Origin of the sequence: Tritonibacter horizontis (assembly GCF_001518015.1) — a bacterium.
Lineage (GTDB): Bacteria > Pseudomonadota > Alphaproteobacteria > Rhodobacterales > Rhodobacteraceae > Epibacterium > Epibacterium horizontis.
Genome location: NZ_LPUY01000134.1, coordinates 1 through 17,265, shown reverse-complemented (window position 1 = coordinate 17,265; position 17,265 = coordinate 1). Strand labels below are relative to the sequence as shown.

Sequence of the window (17,265 nt, the reverse complement as noted above, 5' to 3'; positions counted from 1 at the left end):
GGGCTCAAGGCATGCGTCACAGATCCGGCCCTACCCATGCACCCCATGGGCCGGGCCCAGACAGATTACTCCGCCGCGACCTTTTTCTTGGCCTGCGCCGACAGCATCGATTTCAGATAATACCCGGTGTGGCTGCGCGGTTCCTGAGCGACCTTTTCCGGCGTGCCCACAGCAACGATTTCGCCGCCGCCATCGCCACCTTCGGGACCGATATCAATCAGCCAATCGGCCGTCTTGATCACGTCGAGGTTATGTTCGATCACCACCACGGAATTGCCCTGCTCGACCAGTTCGTGCAACACTTCCAAAAGCTTGCGCACATCCTCGAAATGCAGACCCGTAGTCGGCTCGTCGAGAATATAAAGCGTTCGCCCGGTGGAGCGCTTGGCCAGTTCCTTGGACAGTTTCACCCGCTGCGCCTCGCCCCCTGACAGGGTCGTGGCCTGCTGGCCGACCTTGATATACCCAAGACCAACCCGCATCAGCGCGTCCATCTTGTCGCGGATCGTCGGCACGGCGGCGAAAAACGTCTGCGCATCTTCGACCGTCATATCAAGCACATCGGCGATACTCTTGCCCTTGAACTTGATCTCCAGCGTTTCGCGGTTGTAGCGGGCGCCATGGCAGGTTTCGCAGGTCACATAGACATCCGGCAGAAAGTGCATTTCGACTTTCAGCACCCCATCGCCCTGACAGGCCTCGCAGCGCCCGCCCTTGACGTTGAACGAAAACCGCCCCGGTTTATAGCCGCGCGCCTTGGATTCCGGCAGACCGGCGAACCAGTCGCGGATCGGGGTAAAGGCGCCGGTATAGGTCGCCGGGTTGGACCGTGGTGTGCGTCCGATCGGGCGCTGGTCGATGTCGATGACCTTGTCGAGATGCTCCAACCCCTTGATGGTTTCGCAGGGCGCAGGCGTCTGACGCGCCCCGTTCAGGCGCATGGAGGCGGTCTTGAACAATGTCTCAATCGTCAGGGTCGATTTGCCGCCGCCGGAAACCCCGGTCACGCAGACGAATTTGCCCAACGGGAATTCGGCCGTCACATCCTTGAGGTTGTTGCCGCTGGCCTTGACCACCTTGATCTTTTTCTTGTTGCCCTTGCGCCGCGTCGCAGGCACCGCGATCTCGCGGGTGCCGGCCAGATATTGCCCGGTCAGCGAACCGGGATCGTTGATGATGGTGTCAGGCGTGCCATGGCTGATCACCTGGCCGCCATGCACCCCGGCCCCCGGCCCGATGTCGAACACATAGTCGGCCTGGCGGATCATATCCTCGTCATGTTCCACCACGATCACGGTATTGCCCTGATCGCGCAGGTTTTTCAGCGTTGTGATCAGCCGGTCGTTGTCGCGCTGGTGCAAACCGATGGACGGCTCGTCCAACACATAAAGAACCCCCGTCAGCCCCGAGCCAATCTGACTGGCCAACCGGATGCGTTGGCTTTCGCCGCCCGAAAGCGTGCCCGCCGCCCGTGACAGCGTCAGATATTCCAGCCCGACATTGTTGAGAAAGCCAAGCCGCTCGCGGATTTCCTTGACGATGGCGCGGGCGATTTCCTGCTTTTGCGCGGTCAGGTGGTTGGGCACATCCTCGATCCAGGCCAAGGCCTCGCGGATCGACTTTTCAACCACGTGACCCACATGCAGGCCGCCCACCTTGACCGCCAGAGCCTCTTCGCGCAGCCGGTAGCCCTCGCAGGTGCCGCAGGGGCGGTTGTTCTGGTAGCGTTCGAATTCTTCTCGCACCCAGCTGGAATCCGTCTCGCGGTAGCGGCGTTCCATATTGGGGATCACCCCCTCGAACACCCGCGTGACATTATAGACCCGCCCGCCCTCATCATACCGGAATTCCAGCTCCTCATCGCCGGATCCGAACAGGAACACCTGCTGGACATGGGCCGGCAGATCCTTCCAGGGGGTGTTCTTGTCGAACTCATAATGGCGCGCGATGGCCTCGATGGTCTGCAGGAAATAGGGCGATTTGCCTTTGCGCCAGGGCGCCAGCGCTCCATCATAGACCTTGAGCGTCTGATCCGGCACCACCAGACGTTCGTCAAAAAACAGCTCCACCCCCAGCCCGTCACAGGACGGACAGGCCCCAAAAGGCGCGTTAAAGGAAAACAGCCGCGGCTCGATCTCGGGAATGGTGAAACCACTGACGGGACAGGCGAAGTTTTCCGAAAACGTCAGCCGCTCCGGGTCGCCTTCACGCGGGGCGGTTTCCAGAATGGCGATGCCGTCGGCCAGATCCAGCGCGGTGCGCAGGGAATCCGCCAGCCGCGTCTCCAGCCCCTCTTTCACCACCAGCCGGTCCACCACCACATCAATGTCATGGCGGAATTTCTTGTCGAGGGTCGGGGGCGTGTCGAGATCATGGAACGCGCCATCGACCTTCACCCGCTGAAAGCCCTGCTTGCGCAGCTCCAGCATCTCTTTTTTGTACTCGCCCTTGCGGTCGCGCACGATGGGGGCCAGCAGATACCCGCGGGTGCCCTCCTCCAGCGCCATGATCCGGTCGACCATATCCTGCACCTGCTGTGCTTCGATGGGCAGACCGGTGGCGGGGCTGTAGGGCGTGCCTGCGCGGGCGAACAGCAGGCGCATGTAGTCGTAGATCTCCGTCACCGTGCCAACGGTGGAGCGCGGGTTCTTCGAGGTGGTTTTCTGCTCGATGGAGATCGCAGGCGACAGGCCAGAGATGTGATCCACGTCGGGCTTTTCCATCATGTCGAGGAACTGGCGCGCATAGGCGCTGAGGGATTCGACATAGCGCCGCTGCCCTTCGGCATAGATCGTGTCAAACGCCAGGCTTGACTTGCCAGAACCAGACAGACCCGTAATCACCACCAATTCGTCGCGCGGAATGTCGACGTCGATGTTTTTCAGATTATGTTCGCGCGCCCCACGGACTTCGATCTTCTTCAACTCAGCCATATCACCCTCAAACTTTGCCTAACACATAGGCGAGCGTTTGCGAGACTCCAAGAAAAAAGACAGAACGTAAGGAGAACGTGAAGATTCTCTTGCTCAGCCTGCCACGGCCGGCCTGCCGCCCCGCTGGCTTGCAAGGATTTGATGCACAACTGCGCCCGCAAAAAGCAACGCCGCCACCGTCAGGATCATGGCGCTATAACCGCCAGTTGCGATGACCGCGACCAGCAGCGGCGTGCCGATCCCGTTGCCCAGATTGCCCGCCTGGGACATCGCGCCATTTGCCTCGGACTGGTCCGCGGCAGTCGCGTTCAACTGCGGCACGGCGGCAAAGCTGGCGCCCTGCACCAGCCCAAAGGCCGCCGCCAATGCAAGACAGGCCCGCCAGTCCCCCGGGCTGACCCAGAGCCAGAGCATCGTCACCGCACAGAGCAGAAACCCGATCTGTACCAGCCGGACCCCGGGCAGAACGCGCAGCAACACCACGCCAAGGCTCATCGACACCGCGATCGACACCAGCGGCATCGCCCCCATCACGAACACGCGCGCCTCAGCCGGGACAAACGGCGGCAGCAGCGTCAGAATGGCCAGGAAACAGCTGGTATAGAACAGCCAGCCCGCCGCCGGAGCCAGCTTGAACGGCGACCGGTAGATCCCCAGATGCAGTGCCGGCAGGGCGCGCAGTTTTGGAAATGCCGTGCGCGCCGGCACGGGCAGATCCCGCAGCGCGCGGTGCAGGATCACCGCCAGCCCCACCATGATTACCGCATGGGCCGCAAACAGCGCCCGCACGCCCTGGGCCTCGACCAGCGGCAGACCCAGCCAGCTCAGCAAAGCAAAGGAAACGCCGAAAAACGTGCTCCAGATCGTCAGCGCCACGCCGCGCGCGGGGCCCGTCGCCAGGATCGCCATCAGCGTCGGCCCTGCCACCACGATCCCGAGATGAGAGATCCCCTCCACCACCCGGGTCGCCAGGAATAGGCCAAACGGCAGCGCCAGCACCTGAAGCGCCGACATCGCCGCCCCCAGCCAGAGGCAGCAGACCAGCGTGCGGCGATAGCCGAAGGCGGCGACGAACAGCCCTGCCACCACGCCAAAGACGATGCCGATCACCCCGACCAGCGAAACGGTCCAGCCAAGGGCAGCGCCAACATCGGGATATAGCTCGGGCAAGCGGTCGAACACCACGCCGATCTTCCCATATTGCGCCGCCGCACCAAGACCCGCGATCCAGACCAGCGCAATCATGCCCCAGTTTCCACCCGTCTGCTGCTGATCCATCTGCTCGCCCCGCGCCCTTGATCCGAGGCGTCAACCTAGTGGAGCAATTTCAGCGTGACCAGCATCGGGCGGAAGTATTTTGTACCCACACAAAGCCCCCAGAGCACCCTGAATGGGCCACTGAAGACGCACAGACGAAAACAGCCGGGCGCGACGGCTGCACCCGGCTGTTGACCTTGGTCTGATGTGTCTGTTGCACGCGCAACCCGGCGCGGACGACCGTCCTGGATCAGATGTGAATGACCCGGTCAAACGCGTCCAGAACGCTTTCATGCATCATCTCCGACAGGGTCGGATGCGGGAAGACGGTGTTCATCAGGTCCTCTTCGGTGGTCTCCAGCTGGCGACCGACCACATAGCCCTGGATCAGCTCGGTCACTTCCGCACCCACCATATGCGCGCCCAGCAGCTCGCCGGTTTTTGCGTCAAAGATGGTCTTGATCAGCCCCTCAGGCTCGCCCAGGGCAATCGCCTTGCCGTTGCCGATGAACGGAAAGCGCCCCACCTTGATCTCGTAGCCCAGCTCCTTGGCCTTGGCTTCGGTATAGCCGACAGAGGCCACCTGCGGGTGACAATAGGTGCAGCCCGCGATGCTTTCGGGTTTGACCGGATGGGCGTGTTTGCCCGCGATCAGCTCTGCCACCATGACGCCTTCGTGGCTGGCTTTATGCGCCAACCAGGGCGCCCCGGCGATATCACCGATGGCATAGAGGCCGTCGATCCCGGTGAAGCAGTATTCATCCGTAATCACATGGGTGCGGTCGATCTTGACACCCAGCTCTTCCAGCCCCAGGCCTTCAACATTGCCGACGATCCCGACGGCGGAAATCACCGTGTCGAAGTCGTGTTTCTCGATCTTGCCGCCCACCTCGATATGGGCGGTGACCTTGCCACCAGACGCAGAGGGCGCGCGGTCAAGCTGTTTGACCATCGCCTTTTGCATGATTTTCATGCCCTGCTTTTCGAATTTCTTCTTGGCAAATTTCGAGATTTCCTCGTCTTCGACCGGCAACACGCGGTCCATCACTTCGACGACTGTCGTGTCAGAGCCGAGCGTGTTGTAAAAGCTGGCAAATTCGATACCGATGGCACCGGAGCCAATGACCAGCAGTTTTTTCGGCATCCGCTTGGGATCGAGCGCGTGCTTGTAGGTCCAGACCAGATCGCCATCGGCCTCAAGTCCGGGCAGTTCGCGCGCCCGCGCGCCGGTGGCGACGATGATGTTCTTGCCGCTCAGCTCTTCGTTGCCGGTCTCAGTCTTGACCGCGACCTTGCCCTTGGCGGGGATTTTGGCGGCGCCCATAAAGACATCGACCTTGTGCTTTTTCAGCAGGCCCTTGACGCCGGCCGACAGCTGCTTGGCCACCCCGCGCGAGCGTTTGACCACCGCGTCAAGATCATAGCCGATGTTGTCCGCCTTCAGGCCGAACTCCTTGGCGCGCTCCATCAGGTGGAATACTTCCGAAGAGCGCAAAAGCGCCTTGGTCGGGATACAGCCCCAGTTCAGGCAGATGCCCCCAAGGTGGTCGCGCTCGACCACGGCGGTCTTCAGCCCGAGCTGGGAGGCCCGAATGGCGGCGACATAGCCCCCCGGTCCTGCGCCAATTACGATCACGTCATAGGATGCTGCGGCCATTGTGTTCCCTCATGAACAAAGATCCAAAACTAGTTCACCGTTAAACTAATTTCCTGCAGGCCGCAACAACCCAACGCGATGCCAGGCGCACCCTGCGGGAAGTTGCCGCCAGAGAGCGGTTGATTTATGCACATTGAGCCTAGCAACAGCCTGGCCTTGCCGTAAAACAGAAATCCCTCTGGCGGGCAAAACGTCGCCGGAATCTGATCCGCACCCACCTGTGGCAGGGCAGAGGCTCCGGAAACCTGGCGCGGGTTCGATTGGCAAAGGCCACCAGCGCCATGTTGAAGGGTTTGATCAACCAGTTGACCACCAATGTCACCAGCAGCCCCTTGGGCTGGCGCGCCACACGGGCCACGGCGCCACACTCCACGCCGACCATCATCGGATCGACCATCGCCCAGATCTGCACTGCCACCACCCGGGCCACACTGGCGACCTCGGTCGCGGCAATGGCACTAACCAGCCAGGGCGCGCCCTGCCCGATCAGCACCCCGACGATTATCGCCAGTCCGGCCCGGACGCTCAGGTAGCGTTCAAAACATTCAGACCGTCACCGCGCTGTTTTGATCGCTCAACCGGCCGGAGGTCAGCGCCGCCAATGCCACCAGCACCGCCGAGGTGCCCATAACCAGCGTCAACCCGCCAATCTGGTAGGTCAGGCCCGACAGCAGCGTGCCCGTCAGCCGACCGCCGGCATTGGCCATATAGTAAAACCCGACATCCATCGTCACACGCTCGGATCGGGAAAACGCGAGGATCAGGTAGGAATGCAGTGACGAATTCACCGCAAAGAGCGCACCAAACGCCAAGAGCCCCGCCACAAGCGTCCCCGTCAGCCAGGGCTGTGGCGTCGGCGACAGGGCCAGCGCCAGCGTCAACCCGGCCGGCACGACGACAAGGGCCAGCGCCCAGGTGCGGGCGGCCCGGATCAATTCGGCCTCGGGACGGGCAGCGGCACGCAGGATCTTCGGCGCGCTGGCCTGCACCATTCCGTAGAGGATCACCCAGACCGCCATAAACGTCCCGATGATGAAAAATGCGCCCCGGTTGCCCTCTTCCGTGCCATCAGACAGCACCGCGTAGAAATAGATCGGGATCCCGACCACGAACCAGACATCGCGGGCACCAAACAGAAACACGCGCGCCGCCGACAGCCAGTTCACATTGGCGGATTTGGAAAAGATCTCGGAGAATTTGGTGCCCTTGCGGCCCTTGGGCAGACCCACGGGCATGAACAGAACCACCGCCAGCAGGATCGCGCCCAGCACGACGGCCATGGCAAGCACGGCCCAGACGAAGCCAAAGACGGCCAACAGCGCCGCGCCCAGCAGAAAGCCCAGCCCCTTGACCGCGTTCTTGGATCCGGTCAGCACCGCCACCCAGCGAAACAGGCCGCCGTCGCCGGAGGGCGCCAACAGCTTGACCGCCGATTTCGATGACATCTTGGCCAGGTCCTTGGCCACCCCTGACAGGCCCTGCACACACATGACAAAGCCTACCGACAGCGCGATGCTCCAGCTGGGGTCGAGCTGCGTCAGCGCCAGCAGCGCCACGACCTGCAACGCCAACCCGGCATAAAGCGTCGAGGTCAGACCAAACCGCACCGCGATCCAGCCGGCGGCGAGATTGGTGACCATGCCCGCCACCTCGTAGAGAACAAAGAGATAGGCCAGCTGGACCGGGCTGAAGCCCAGCGTGTGGAAATGCAACAGCACCAACATCCGCAGCGCCCCATCGGTCAGCATAAAGGCCCAATAGGCGGCGGTTACGGCGATATAGGCGGACAGGCCTTCGGGACGGGACGCGGCAGTCACACCGAGGCTCCGACCATCAGCGCCACATCCGCCAGACGATGCGCATAGCCCCATTCGTTGTCGTACCAGGCATAGACCTTCAGCTGCGTGCCGTTGATGACCATGGTGGATGGCGCGTCGATGATCGCGCTGCGGGGGTCGTTGGTGTAGTCGGTCGACACCAGCGGGCGGGTCTCGTAACCGAGGATCCCCTTGAGCGCCCCATTGGCTGCGGCCTCAAAGGCGGCGTTGACCTCTTCGGCAGTGGTCTCGCGCTGGAGCTCAAAGACGCAATCGGTCAGCGACCCGTTCAGCAGCGGCACCCGCACCGCATGGCCATTCAGCCGTCCCGTCAGCTCCGGATAGATCAGCGTGATCGCCGTGGCAGAGCCGGTCGTGGTCGGGATCAGCGAATTGAGCGCCGAACGTGCCCGCCGCAGATCCTTTGCCGGCCGGTCAACGATGGTCTGGGTGTTGGTCACGTCATGGATCGTGGTGATCGAGCCGTGTTTGATGCCAAAGGTCTCGTGCACGACCTTCACCAACGGCGCCAGGCAATTGGTGGTGCAGGACGCGGCCGTAACGATCCGGTGTTGCACCGGATCATAGGTTTCACTGTTGATGCCATAGACGATATTGGCCGCATTGCCGTCCTTGACGGGCGCAGAGACCACCACCTTTTTCACACCAGCGTCGAAATAGGGCGCCAGCTTGGCCTCGATTTTGAACACGCCAGTGCAGTCAATCACCACGTCGACGCCCGCCAGCGGCAGATCGGAAATCGCCTTTGCGCCGACAAATGGCAGCCGCGTGCCGTCGATGGTCACGCTCTCTGCGTCATGAGAAAACTCTGCTGCCCACCGGCCATGTACCGTGTCGAACTCCAGCAGATGCGCGTGCATCTCAGGATCGCCGACCGCATCGTTGATCCAGGCGATGTTGGCCCCCCGTTGCAACAGCGGTTTCAGGGCGAGCTTGCCCATGCGGCCAAGACCGTTCAATGCGTAGGTGGTCATGCGCCCACCTCCGCGCCGGAGCGGCCGATGTCATCAATGGCGTGTTGCAGGGCCAGGCGGCTCAGCGGGTCCACGTTGAGCGCGGTAAAAAGGTCGATCCGATGCTTCAGCGCACCATAGGATTCCTGAAACGCCAGGGCCTTTTGCGCATCGTTTCCTTCGGCCTTGACCGGATCGGGCAACCCCCAATGACCGGTCAACGGCTGCCCCTCCCAAGCGGGACATTCCTCGTTCGCCGCCTGATCGCAAACAGTGAACACAAAATCAAAATGCGGGGCATTTGCCTGTGAAAACTCTGATACATCCTTGGACCGCAGCGGCGAAATGTCGTGTCCCTTGTCCTTTAGAACCTGCACCGCAAACGGGTTCAGTTGTGACCCCGGACGGGTGCCCGCCGAAAAGACATTGAACCGATCCCCTGCGGATTTGCGCAGGATCGACTCGGCAAAAATGGAGCGCGCGGAATTTCCCACGCAGATAAAAAGAACGTTGTATTTCCGGTCCGTCATTGGAGCAGGTCCTGTGCTGAAATCCATACAAATGTCGGGGCGCCCACGGCAGCAATCGCTAAACAGATAGCCAAACAGCCGTTGCACTGTGGTCATATTGATCGCGTAGAGAATGGAGGTCCCTGCCCGCTGCTGTTCCACCAGCTGGTGCCGCGTCAGGGCGGACAGATAGGTTGACATGGTGCTCGCCTTGATGCCGAGCACGGAGGCCAGTTCGCCCGCCGGAACCCGGTCGGGAAAGCGCCGCATCAGCAGCCGAAACAGCGCCAGTCTTTGCGGGTGGCCCAGCGTGGCCAGTTGGTCGGGAATTTCTTTTTCCATATTTCATGGAATACTGAATTGTGGAGCGCCGACAAAGTGAAATTTTCATGACAGCACGGCCGCACCGATGGCAGGACACCCCGGTGGCCCAGGTGGCACGCCGCCCGCGCGCGCGACCGGTCACAAAAACGGCCCCGAGCGGTTGCAACGCTCCGGGCCGATTGTCAGATCACCTTACCGCATGGCGTCGGATCTGGGTTGATATGGGGGGCTCAGGCGATGGCCTGAAGCTCCCGCACGGTTGTGACATAGCCGCCAGCATCGACATAATCGCGCTCTGGCGCAGTGCTGGACCGGCTCAGCGCGTCGTTGCGGTAGGGGAAGCGACCGAAGAGGCGAATAACCTCGCGGTGGGCGCGTGCGTGCAGCAGGTTGGAGCCACCGGTTTTCGGCAGCCGCTCGTGCATCAGGCGCACGCAGCGGTCCTGATCACACAGGCTCTCGGAATGCATCATCGGCAGGTAAAAGAACTGACGCGCCGGCTCATCGATACGCAGATCCCATTTGCGATCCACCGCCGCCTTGGCCGCCGCCAGCGCCGGATGGTCGGTGGCAAAGGCCTTGCCCGCGCCGCGGAACATATTGCGCGGGAACTGGTCCATCAGGATGATATAGGCCAGCACACCGCTGGGATAGGTCAGCCAGAGAGAAAAGTTGCCTTCGCTGGCGAGGGTCCAGGTCTCTTCGAACCTGCTGCGGATTTCCGCGTCGAGCGCGTCGTCTTGGCGATACCAGCCACTTTCTCCGACGTCGTCGAGCCAGAATTCCAGTATCTCTTCGGGGCCTGCCATTGGCTTTTCTCCACCGGCTGTAAAAGGAACACTACAGCCCCAGATGACCCTGATTCACCTGCCAAGTACAAGTGACGTTAGGTTACAAATCCTGCCCCCCGGAGGAATTTCGTGATCGGGGGACAGAATTTTCGGCATGATCGCGCTATCAGGCGGAGTTGGCAGCGCTTTCCTGCTCTTCCAGCTCGGTGTCGATGGCATATTCCTGCGCGACCTCGACCGCGACCGTGGTCGCCGTCGGGCTCATCGCGGCCATGCTGCCGGTTTCCTCGACCGGGATAGTGGCACGCTGCGTCGAACGATAGGCCGCATAGACAACCATCACCCCCAGCAAGACCGCCATGAACAGAAAGAACCCATTGGGCCCAAAGACCGCATCCGTCATCAGCCAACCGATGATCAGCGGCCCGGTCGAGGCCCCCAGCCCGTTGATGAACAACAGCCCCCCCGAGGCCGCCGCCATGTCGTCATGTTCCAAAAAGTCGTTGGTATGCGCCAGCAGCAGCGAATAGAGCGGATTGACCAGCCCACCGATCACAAAGGAGGACGCCAGCAGCAAAGTGAAGTTGTTGCCGAGGATCATCGCCATGATCGACGCCGCCGAGGCGGTGCCGGCCACAAAGATCACCAGAACGCGTCGGTCCATCCGGTCCGACAGCCAGCCCAGCGGGAACTGAAAGAACAGCGCCCCAAGATAGAAACTGGCAGCAAAGAGCGAGACCTGATGCAGCTTCAGCCCGATTTCGGTTGCGTAAACCGCCGACATGCCGAATTGGGCCGCAAAGACACCGCCGATCAGGAACATGCCGACACAGCCCAGGGGCGACGCCTCCATCAGCTGGCGCAGGGTCATCCGCTTGGTGGTGCCAAAGGCCGGTGTCGGTGAAATCGATAGCAAAATCGGCGCGAAAGAGATCGAAACCGCGATCGAGGCGATGACAAATGGCAGATAGCCCGCCGGATCCCCGATCAGGATGAACCCCTGCGCTGCGACCAGCCCCAGCGTCATCACCACCATGTAAAGCGACAGCGCCTTGCCCCGGTTTTCATTGTCGGCGGCATTGTTCAGCCAGCTCTCGGCCGTCACATACACGCCCGAGAAACAGAACCCCACGACCAGCCGGCCGACCATCCAGACAATCGGGTTGGGCAACGCCGGATAGATCACCATCACCGCCGAAATCAACGAGGCCAACGCCGCAAAGACCCGCACATGGCCGACGCGACGGATCATCCCAGGGGCCATCCAGGACCCGATCAGCAACCCGACAAAATAGGTGGACATCACCAGCGACATGGTAAAGCTCGAATAGCCTTCAATGCCGCCGCGGACGCCCAGCAGCGTCCCCTGCAACCCGTTGCCCAGCATCAGCAGCCCGATCCCCAGCAGCAGCGCCCAGGCGCTTGACAGAACTTGGAACATGTCGTCTCGTCTCCTTCGATCTTTGTCAGGAGCCCGCCAGCAACGCGCCCGCGGGAAAAGAAAAATGCCCGGTCATGGCGGTGTCTTGCCGATGACCGGTTGTCTCGTAAGGGTGGCGTGCAGACCTCTGCCTGCGCGCCCGCGCCCCCTACATCAGCTTAATGTGGCGCGTGCGGCCCGGCGTTTCCGACTCGCAATGTCGTCGGGGCGACCTTTCCACAGTTGTTTGATCGGTCAAACCCCGCTCTGTGGAGCGGGCGCGATCCATGCCGCCGGGCGTCACGGAAACAACAGCGATGCATCGCCATAGGAAAAGAACCGATACCGTTCCTGCACCGCATGGGCATAGACCTGCCGCATCCGCTCCTGTCCCATCAGCGCCGAGACCAGCATCATCAAGGTGGATTTCGGCAGGTGGAAATTCGTCATCAGCGCATCCGCCACCCGAAAGGTGAAACCAGGGTAGATAAAGATGTCGGTCTCGCCCTCCCAGGGGGCGATGGCACCGGTCGCGCGCGCCGCGCTTTCGATCAGCCGCAGCGCGGTTGTCCCCACCGGGATCACCCGATGCCCGGCAGCGCGCGTTTCGGAGATTTCTTCGGCGGCCGTTTGCGACACCTGGCCCCACTCGGCATGCATCTTGTGGGTGGTGACATCCTCCACCTTGACCGGCAGAAAGGTCCCGGCCCCGACATGGAGCGTTACATAGGTGAATGCCACCCCCATGTCCGCCAGTGCCTCCAGCAACGGCGCGTCAAAGTGCAGCGATGCGGTCGGGGCGGCGACGGCACCGGCGTGTTTCGCCCAGACCGTCTGGTAGTCCGTCTTGTCCTGCGCATCCGCCGGCCGTTTGGCGGCGATATAGGGCGGCAAGGGCATCGCGCCCGCCTCCGACAGGGCGGCGTCGAAATCCTCGCCCGTCAGATTGAACTGCAATCGCACCTGGCCGTCGATGACCGCGACCAGCTCGGCCCGAAGGTCGGCACCAAAGACGATTTCCTCGCCCGGTTTGATCTTTTTCAACGGCTTGAGCAGCGCGGTCCAGGCCCCATCGGCCTGCGGCTCCAGCAGCGTCACCTCGATCCGGGCCGCGACCGGGCCCTGGGCGGACAGGCGGTGGCGCTGCCCGCTCAGCCGGGCCGGGATCACCCGGGTGTCGTTCAACACCAGCCGGTCGCCGGGGCGCAGCCATTGCGTCAGGTCGCTGACCCGCGCATCACTCAGGCGGTCCTGTTCGGCCACCAGCAGACGCGCCGAAGACCGCGGCACGGCAGGCCGCGTCGCAATCAGATCCTCTGGCAGGTCGAAATCAAAATCACTCAGTTTCATGAATCGCGCGATACTGCGGTGCAGGACAAATGTCCATGGCTCCCTGTTGCCCATCGGGGTCCCGGCCGCATTGGCCCGGTGGGCTAGCGCCGGTCCTGGCGCTCCTTGCGCTCCTGTCGCAGCTCCTCAAGGGTGGGCCCGGTTTCCGGCTCGGTGGCGCCCGGCGCCGTGGGCTGGCTGCCCCGGAACATCTCGCGCAGGAAGCCCGGCGCAATAGCGGACAGCGGGTTGACGGCCACCTTGGGATCATCCGCCGTGCCCTTCAGGGTGAAGGAAAATCCGAACAAACCCTCGCCCTTGCGGGTCAGCACGCTGCCGACCACATTGATCAGATAGATCGGCGACAGCACCCCGCGCATGTTCATGCTGCTGCTGGTCAGATCATAAATCCCGTCCAGCGACAGCCCGATGGACGGCCCGACCGCCGACGAGGAATTCAACGTCAGATAGCGCGGCCCAAGCCGGAAATCCGCCTCCACCGCCGTGAACAGGATGCCCTGCCCCGCCAGTTCATCAAACAGCCCCACCAGGCTGAGCGAATTGATCAGCGCGGCAATCGCCGGGGCCCGTTTGATGCGGATATTCTTGACCAGCACCTGACCGTTGTATTCGCCGGTCTTTTGCGCCGGGATCATCGTCATCTCGAAACTGCCGCCATAGGCGTGCCGGATCACCCCGGCAGAGCGGAACACCCCGCCGGCATCCTGCGACCGGACCCGCATCGCGATGCCACCGTCCTGGGGCACCACCACACCTTCGACCGGCGTCAACGTATTGAGATTACCGGTGAAAGAGCCGTTGAACCCGCCCTGGGTGTCGAACCGGCCGCGAAACCGTGACAGGGCGATATCATCGGTCACCTGCAAACGGTCCAGTGCCAGGGTGATGGGGGTATTGCCAGCGCTGGTGCCCCCGGCGCCGTCACTGCTGCTGAAGGGGGCGCGCCGCAGATCCAGTCGCCCGCCCGACATCGCGATGAGAGGCGTGGCCGCCCCCCGGCCGGTCAGCGTGACCGCCCCTTGCAACCACCCATCGAGCGAGACCGACGACAGCTCTGCGGTGTCCAGGCCCCCGTCAGGCTTCAGCGTCACCCGCCCGTCCAGACGCAAGCCGCTGGTGTCCAGCGACAGCGCCTCCACCGTTGGCGTGTCGTCCAGAACCGTGGAAAAAGACAGCTGGCCCGCGGTGGCCTCACGCTTGCGCCACCCCAGTTGCGGCAACCGCAACCCGACCCCCGCCAGATCGCTGGACACCGCGATGGCGACCGGTTCGCCCGGCGGCAGCGTGACCTCGAATTGCGCCCGTCCGGTGCCGCTGACGGCGCCCTCGGGCAGGCCGATCTTCAGTGTTTCGATGGTGCGGCTGGACAATTCGATGTCGCCGGTCACCCGGCCCGCACGCGCCGCCACCGCCCCCACCGAACCCGTCGCGCCCGCCGTTTCGCTGTCCGCGCCGGTCGCCTCTGCAGCGGCATCCGCCTCGGTCGGTCCCAGCGGCTGCCGCCAGGTGGCATTCACCGGCAGACCTGAAAAGAACCCTGGCCCTGACACTTCGACATAGTCGTTGTCACCGCTCAGCGTCAGCCGGGGCGCCGACAAGACATGGCCCGGAACCAACTGGGACGTTTCAATATTCAGCAGGTCACCCTGATAGTGATAGGCCACCTCCGACGGGTTCAGTTTCTCGCGCAGCGGCAGGGAGGCGGTGCCGGTCAGCGAAATCCGCCCCGATCCCAGATCCACCGGCAACCCGACCTTGTCCAGCACTTCCAGCGGCGTCCGGTTCAGCAGCGACAGCGATGCCAGCACGGCGCCTTCGGCCTGTGCCCGCAGGATCCCGATGCTGTTGCCATCCTTCAGCGAGGTATCCGGGATGATGAAGGAGCTGCCGCCAAGATCCAGCTCGCCCCCCTGTCGCGCGGTCAGCCAGCCCTCGGTCGCGGTGGCCACCAGACGACTGCCATAGATGCTCAGCTGGCCCTTGGCCCGTTGCAGTGCCGGATAGAATTTGTTGAACTGGATGGTGCCATTTTCAAAACCGAGGTCCAGCGCCAGAAAGGGCTTTTGCGCATCCCGGCCCCGCAGCGCCACCTGCGCGTCATGAATATCCCCCTGCAGAACGTTCTCCAGCACCCATTCCCGTGGCTTGGGCGGCGCCGAGGGTGGCCAGAGGGCCTTCACCATCTCCACATCGAGATGATCCGCCGACCCTTGCAGATCGTAGTCCCACCCCTGCGCACCGGCGCGGATATCACCGCTCAGCAGGATATTGGTCGCGTCGCGCTGGATCAGCATTTCGCCAAGCCGCAGGCGAAACGGCGCAAGTTCCAGCCGGAAATCGGCATTCACCCCGGAAAAGGCCAGCGGCTCCGGATAAAGCCGCAGGGGATTGACCTGCAGATCGGAAAACCGAAGCTGTCCGACCAGTTCGGTCAGGCGGCCATCGCGCACGCCAACCAGCTCCGCGCGGCCCTCCATCTCGCCAGTGACCCAGCCGCTGTCCACGGACAGGCGCGAAAAGGCCAGCTCCTGCCGGGCCGGATCAAAGGTGAAAAAGCTTTCGGCCGACCGGATCGGCACGGGTTTCAGGGTGTCGTTCGGCTGAATGACGCCACTGCCGATTTCCAGGCTGGCCGAGAGCGGCAGCAGCGCGCCGTTGCTGTCCACCGCCCCTTGCAGCGATCCCGAGATCGGCGCCCGCAGCACATCCAGCCAGCCGAAGGCCGGGCTCTGGCTGGCGACATCCGCGCTGGCGACCTGGTCCACCACCACGGAAAATTCCGCTGCCGTATTGCCGATGTCGGACCGGTATTGCGCCTCGACCGTGCTGGCAAATTCGCGGCCACTCAGCACCGAAAACCCGGCCTCTATGGTGACGCTGTCGCCGGCCCGCTCCAACCGGACGGAACCGCCGTCCAGGGTCCAGGCCTTGTCGATCCGCAGATCCTCATAGCGCAGCGTCACCGCCTGGGTGTCCACCCGGGTCAAGGCCGAAAGGATCGGCAGCTCCAGCTGGCTGTCCCAGACGTCGATCAGCTGGGGCAGATTGCCGGCCTCGCGAAACGGTGTGCCCCCACCAGAAAAGCTGAGCGCAACGGCGCCGTCGCTGTCCCGTTGCAAGGTGGCGAACAGCCCGGTCAGCGACAGGCTGCGGGGCCGGACCTGACCGCGCAGCAGCGGCCGCATCGCCAGTGCGGCCTGCGCATCCTCCAGCCGGACCGCGGGCGAGCCGTCCGGGTAGAACAGCGCCACATCGCGCAACGACAACCGTGGCCGCCAACCGCGCCGCACGACCAGCTGGATTTCCCCGAATTCAATCTGCAGCCCGCCCAGATGCTCTTCGATCCGCTCTTCTGCCGCGGCGCGCAGCCAGCCGGGGGCGTCGATCCGCTTGTCAAACAGCGCCAGAATGCCGATCCCGACCACCGCCGCGATCGACACCATCCAGACCGACCAGCGCCGCAACCGCCGCAGTCGCTTGCGGCGGCGTGCCAGCTTCAGATCGGCCGGCGTCACGAATTGCGGCAAATCTTCCTGCGGCGGTGCGACGATCTCTGCTTTTTCTTCGCCGGACATGATCTATGTATGGCTCGCACTTGCAAGACACCTTGCGCGAAAACGTCTGGAGACCCAAAACATGCTCGAACCCTCTGACCTTGCCCCTGCGTTCACCCTGCCCCGAGACGGCGGTGGTGAGGTATCCCTGACGGACCTGAAGGGTCAGGTTGTCGTTCTTTTTTTCTATCCCCGCGATGATACGCCGGGCTGCACCAAGGAATCCATCGGTTTTTCCGAACATTTGCAAGCCTTTGCCGATGCCGGCGCGGCAGTTTACGGGATTTCCCGTGACACCGTCGCAAAACATGACAAATTTGTCGCCAAACACGACCTGACCGTGCCGCTGCTGTCCGATGCGGAGGGCACCACCTGCGTGGACTATGGCGTCTGGGTCGAAAAAAACATGTATGGCAAGAAAAGCATGGGGATCGAGCGCGCCACCTATCTGATCGACACCGAGGGCAAGATCGCCCGGATCTGGCGCAAGGTCAAAGTGCCCGGCCACGTCGAGGAGGTGCTGGAAGCGGTGAAATCCCTCTGATTTCACGACGGCACGCCCGCCACAGGCAGCCCACTCGACCCCTTTGAGGCACCGGGGGGGCCTCCCGCCCCATTGCGACAGAGGCAGAGCCTCATCGCAAGATGCGTTGGGCCGGGCGGGGGCCGCGCCCGGCCC

Annotated in this window: 13 protein-coding genes; 2 read left to right on the top strand and 11 right to left on the bottom strand. The window is 62.9% G+C overall.

Features of this window, described 5'->3' with window-relative positions; genetic code table 11:
• Positions 1 to 65: 65 nt before the first annotated feature.
• The 4 genes from uvrA to TRIHO_RS24450 form a co-directional block, all read right to left on the bottom strand.
• Entirely contained in the window at positions 66 to 2,933 is a 2,868-nt protein-coding gene (uvrA, locus tag TRIHO_RS21040; protein ID WP_068248473.1) for an excinuclease ABC subunit UvrA, read from the bottom strand.
• Positions 2,934 to 3,026: 93 nt separating this feature from the next.
• Positions 3,027 to 4,211, bottom strand: a complete 1,185-nt coding sequence (locus TRIHO_RS21035) for an MFS transporter (protein WP_068248471.1) — start codon at positions 4,209 to 4,211, stop codon at positions 3,027 to 3,029.
• 229 nt (positions 4,212 to 4,440) lie between these two features.
• Complete coding sequence (gene lpdA, locus TRIHO_RS21030) at positions 4,441 to 5,847, bottom strand: dihydrolipoyl dehydrogenase (protein WP_068248469.1); 1,407 nt, start codon at positions 5,845 to 5,847, stop codon at positions 4,441 to 4,443.
• A 139-nt stretch (positions 5,848 to 5,986) separates the two neighbouring features.
• Positions 5,987 to 6,229 carry a hypothetical protein gene (locus TRIHO_RS24450; protein WP_408646208.1) on the bottom strand — a complete coding sequence of 81 codons (243 nt, stop codon included), beginning with the start codon at positions 6,227 to 6,229 and terminating at the stop codon, positions 5,987 to 5,989.
• Between TRIHO_RS24450 and TRIHO_RS24445 the strand changes: the two genes are divergently transcribed.
• Complete coding sequence (locus TRIHO_RS24445; protein ID WP_408646209.1) at positions 6,129 to 6,380, top strand: hypothetical protein; 252 nt, start codon at positions 6,129 to 6,131, stop codon at positions 6,378 to 6,380. The genes TRIHO_RS24450 and TRIHO_RS24445 overlap by 101 nt on opposite strands.
• Positions 6,381 to 6,392: 12 nt before the next feature.
• Here the strand turns inward: TRIHO_RS24445 and arsJ are convergent, their stop codons facing one another.
• From arsJ to TRIHO_RS20990, 7 genes are all read right to left on the bottom strand, one after another.
• The gene (gene arsJ, locus TRIHO_RS21020; protein WP_068248465.1) at positions 6,393 to 7,664 is read right to left on the bottom strand and encodes an organoarsenical effux MFS transporter ArsJ; all 1,272 of its coding nucleotides are present in this window, start codon (positions 7,662 to 7,664) and stop codon (positions 6,393 to 6,395) included.
• On the bottom strand, positions 7,661 to 8,659 hold the full coding sequence (locus TRIHO_RS21015) for an ArsJ-associated glyceraldehyde-3-phosphate dehydrogenase (protein WP_068248464.1): 999 nt from the start codon (positions 8,657 to 8,659) through the stop codon (positions 7,661 to 7,663). Before TRIHO_RS21015 ends, arsJ begins: the two co-directional genes overlap by 4 nt.
• Positions 8,656 to 9,489, bottom strand: coding sequence for an arsenate reductase/protein-tyrosine-phosphatase family protein (locus TRIHO_RS21010; protein ID WP_068248461.1), 834 nt, complete (start codon positions 9,487 to 9,489; stop codon positions 8,656 to 8,658). The genes TRIHO_RS21015 and TRIHO_RS21010 overlap by 4 nt, the downstream gene beginning before the upstream one ends.
• Before the next feature lie 212 nt (positions 9,490 to 9,701).
• Positions 9,702 to 10,280, bottom strand: a complete 579-nt coding sequence (locus TRIHO_RS21005) for a DUF924 family protein (RefSeq protein ID WP_068248459.1) — start codon at positions 10,278 to 10,280, stop codon at positions 9,702 to 9,704.
• Between the two features lie 148 nt (positions 10,281 to 10,428).
• Positions 10,429 to 11,703: an MFS transporter gene (locus TRIHO_RS21000; protein ID WP_068248455.1), complete on the bottom strand. Its 1,275-nt coding sequence runs from the start codon at positions 11,701 to 11,703 to the stop codon at positions 10,429 to 10,431.
• A 279-nt stretch (positions 11,704 to 11,982) separates the two neighbouring features.
• Positions 11,983 to 13,032 carry a tRNA preQ1(34) S-adenosylmethionine ribosyltransferase-isomerase QueA gene (gene queA, locus TRIHO_RS20995; protein ID WP_068248453.1) on the bottom strand — a complete coding sequence of 350 codons (1,050 nt, stop codon included), beginning with the start codon at positions 13,030 to 13,032 and terminating at the stop codon, positions 11,983 to 11,985.
• Positions 13,033 to 13,115: 83 nt separating this feature from the next.
• Positions 13,116 to 16,607 (bottom strand): YhdP family protein, encoded by a 3,492-nt coding sequence (locus TRIHO_RS20990; protein ID WP_068248451.1) that lies wholly within the window; start codon positions 16,605 to 16,607, stop codon positions 13,116 to 13,118.
• Between the two features lie 61 nt (positions 16,608 to 16,668).
• On the opposite strand from TRIHO_RS20990, the gene TRIHO_RS20985 reads away from it, so the two are divergent.
• Positions 16,669 to 17,130, top strand: a complete 462-nt coding sequence (locus tag TRIHO_RS20985) for a peroxiredoxin (protein WP_068248449.1) — start codon at positions 16,669 to 16,671, stop codon at positions 17,128 to 17,130.
• The last annotated feature ends 135 nt before the right edge of the window (positions 17,131 to 17,265 follow it).